At 32.0% G+C, this 2818-nt stretch carries 3 protein-coding genes and 1 pseudogene; 1 reads left to right on the top strand and 3 read right to left on the bottom strand.

The annotated features are described in order from the left end of the window. The 3 genes and pseudogenes from NYG85_RS11845 to NYG85_RS12240 form a co-directional block, all read right to left on the bottom strand. Positions 1-571, bottom strand: a pseudogene (locus NYG85_RS11845) (hypothetical protein); the annotation flags it as partial. A gap of 84 nt (positions 572-655) precedes the next feature. Then, positions 656-1651, bottom strand: a complete 996-nt coding sequence (locus NYG85_RS11840; protein ID WP_284938864.1) for a hypothetical protein — start codon at positions 1649-1651, stop codon at positions 656-658. After that, positions 1648-1761, bottom strand: coding sequence for a lipoprotein (locus NYG85_RS12240; RefSeq protein WP_432264864.1), 114 nt, complete (start codon positions 1759-1761; stop codon positions 1648-1650). Before NYG85_RS12240 ends, NYG85_RS11840 begins: the two co-directional genes overlap by 4 nt. Before the next feature lie 261 nt (positions 1762-2022). Between NYG85_RS12240 and NYG85_RS11835 the strand changes: the two genes are divergently transcribed. Then, entirely contained in the window at positions 2023-2676 is a 654-nt protein-coding gene (locus tag NYG85_RS11835) for a LexA family transcriptional regulator (RefSeq protein ID WP_284938862.1), read from the top strand. Positions 2677-2818: the final 142 nt, after the last annotated feature.

Raw genomic sequence — 2818 nt, 5'->3', positions numbered from 1 at the left:
TATCAAAGTTAAACAATTTTTTGTTATTTTCTAACTCGCCAATGCCTAATTTATCATTATCTGCGTATAAATCAAAAAATACCTTAACATCGCCATAAGGGGTTTGTAGCGTGTTTGAGTAGGCTTCCTCGGTTAGGTTTCCTAAATTTTTTGATTTTAAGCTTGTAAAATATCCTTCGTTTTTTCTTACAAAAAGCCCCACATTAGCACTGGTGCCAGAAAACATGCCGACTTCATAGCTATTTCTATCACCGCTTAAACGATGTCCGCTATATAAGTCATAAGAGATACCTTGTTCAAAAATGGACACACTTAGGTCGCTAGTTTGATTTATCACATTTCTTGTTTCATCATCTTTTCTTTGCCAAATAACCCTTAAATCATTAATTTTTGCAATGGCATCAAACTTTAATATCTCTTTTGTTGCAAAAGTAAGCTTCTCTTTTATAAGCTCATTTTTGATTTGTGTGCCGTCTTTTACTGGGAATTTCTGCCCCACAGGCATTACATTTTTTAACTCATCTAAATTTTTTACTTGTAAAGCTGAAAAACTTGCATTTATCTCATTCATTTTCGCCCCTTTAAGGTGCTATATCGGCTGGATTTAAAATTTATTTATACAACACCTTTAAAAAAGGTGTTGTATTTTTTGGATTTATCTTTTTGTTCTTATGTCTATTACCACTGGATAGCCGTTATTATCCACATATACATAAAGGGAATTTTCTTTAAAATAATTTGTATTAAAAAACAAATCACTTGCCACCCTATTTGCAAAATTTGTATCAAACTGCAAAGGATAACCCTTTTGATGAACTGGCATATCACTTAAATCATTGGTGCCTAATTTTTCAAACATTTCTACTTTTGGACCCCAAAAGAAATTTTTTAAGTTAATATCATTAAGAACCGATCTTAAATCATCAAATGTATCATCTAAATCTACGACATCTAAATCACTATTATATTTGCCGTATGGGAATTCTGCCCTACTAAGATTATGGTCATCTAAGGCAAATTGCTGACCTGCTTTGCCACTTGAAATTTCGCCAGTTGAAAGATTTTTCCAAGCTACCTCATAATTTTCGCCATACTCATTTGCCTGAATATACACTCTTTGTCCAAAAGGGATAGGCTTTGGAGTTTTTGCAGAGCTTGTCCCACCACTAGGTCGTGTAAATTGAGCATTTAAATAGCCTTGTTTGTCTATAAATACGTTCATAAAAGGCGTCTTATTTGGTATAGAATATCTTGTGGCATTAGACCTTTTAAGAAAAATAATATCTTTATTTAGTCTTTCAAATGTTTCTTTATCAAGCAAAATTTCGCCACCAACGCTATTTGAACTCCAAACAATACCAGTAAAAAAGTGTTTGCTTGTGCATATAAATGGCTTAGAGCCTTTGTTATCGCAAGTGTAGCCTGTTGTTTTATATAACTCTGATGTATCTAATAGTCCTATTAAACTTGGGTCGGTTTGACCTATGTTGTAAATAAGCGGTATATTTATGTTTTCATAACTAAAATTTATCGCACCATCTGTATCGTTATTAAAAGTAAGCTCACTAAGTGGTTTTATGGTATATGAAGCCATAAGATTAGTGGCGACTATTAAGCCAAAAAAGCCAGTTAATATTTTAGAAATTTTCATTTTAAATCCTTCGTTAAAGTATATGTGTTATTGTTGTTGCCAACACTTAAAAAGGCACTACAACCTGCTAGGATTAGTGCGACTAAAATTAATACGAATATATTTTTCATAATTCTCCTTGAATTTATAAGATATTAATTTTACGCATACTATAATCAAAGACCTACCAAATCTTTGAGTGATATGCCTAAAAATACTTATTTTTTATGTTTTTTACATATCGCTCTCCTTTAAAACTTATTTTAATCTAGCAAAAATTGTGTAAATGCCTTGTCTTTTATGTAGTATTTAGGTATAATTGCTAAATTAATGACGGCATTATACATTTTTTTATGTATAATGTCAAGATAATACATAAAAAAGGCTAAAAAATGAGTATAGGCAGTAGGATAAAAGCCATAAGGCAAGGTGCTGGACTTAGTCAGAAAGAATTTGCTTTAAAAATAGGCGTTTCTTATGGTGCTTTACAAAGCTATGAATATGGAGATACCACGCCAAAAGCACCTGTTTTACGTAGTATAGACGCAAATTTTAAAACAAATTTGTATGGTTATTTTAATCAAAAAACACAAGATTTAGACGCTAATTTTAATAAACAAATTACTCTAAATTACTTTAAAGATGTAAGTGCTAGTGCTGGTTATGGCTTTGATAATGACAGCGTGGAGGCGACAAAGGTCTGTGTAAGTCAGGAATTTTTACAAAATGTCTTAAAAGTTGAGCCTATGGAGTATGATATTATTAAGGTTAATGGCGATAGTATGGAGCCTTTTATCAAAGATGGCGATATGGTTTTAGTGCAAAGAGATATCAAAGCAAAGCACGGCGATATCGTGATAGCAAACCTACAAGGTAGCTTGTATGTAAAAAAATTGCTGATAAATCCGATTAATAACAGCGTAAAGCTAACATCGCTAAATAGCTTTTATCAGGATATAGATTTATCAGGCGATGAGCTAGAAAGTCTAATGATAATCGGCAGGGTTAAGGCAAAATTTGTATTAGATGTCAGTAGTTTTAAGTGATACATATTTTTATGTATCACACCACCCTATCCACCTTTTGATACAGCTTATCTTTTGGGTCAATGTGCTTTAAAATTTCTTTTGTTGTGGCTATGTTATAAAGCTCATTTGTGCTGATTTTTTCATTATTTGCTAAGGTTAT

The sequence above is a fragment of the Campylobacter gastrosuis genome, from assembly GCF_030249845.1.
Classification (GTDB): domain Bacteria; phylum Campylobacterota; class Campylobacteria; order Campylobacterales; family Campylobacteraceae; genus Campylobacter_A; species Campylobacter_A gastrosuis.
This window is presented reverse-complemented; position numbering and strand designations above follow the sequence as displayed.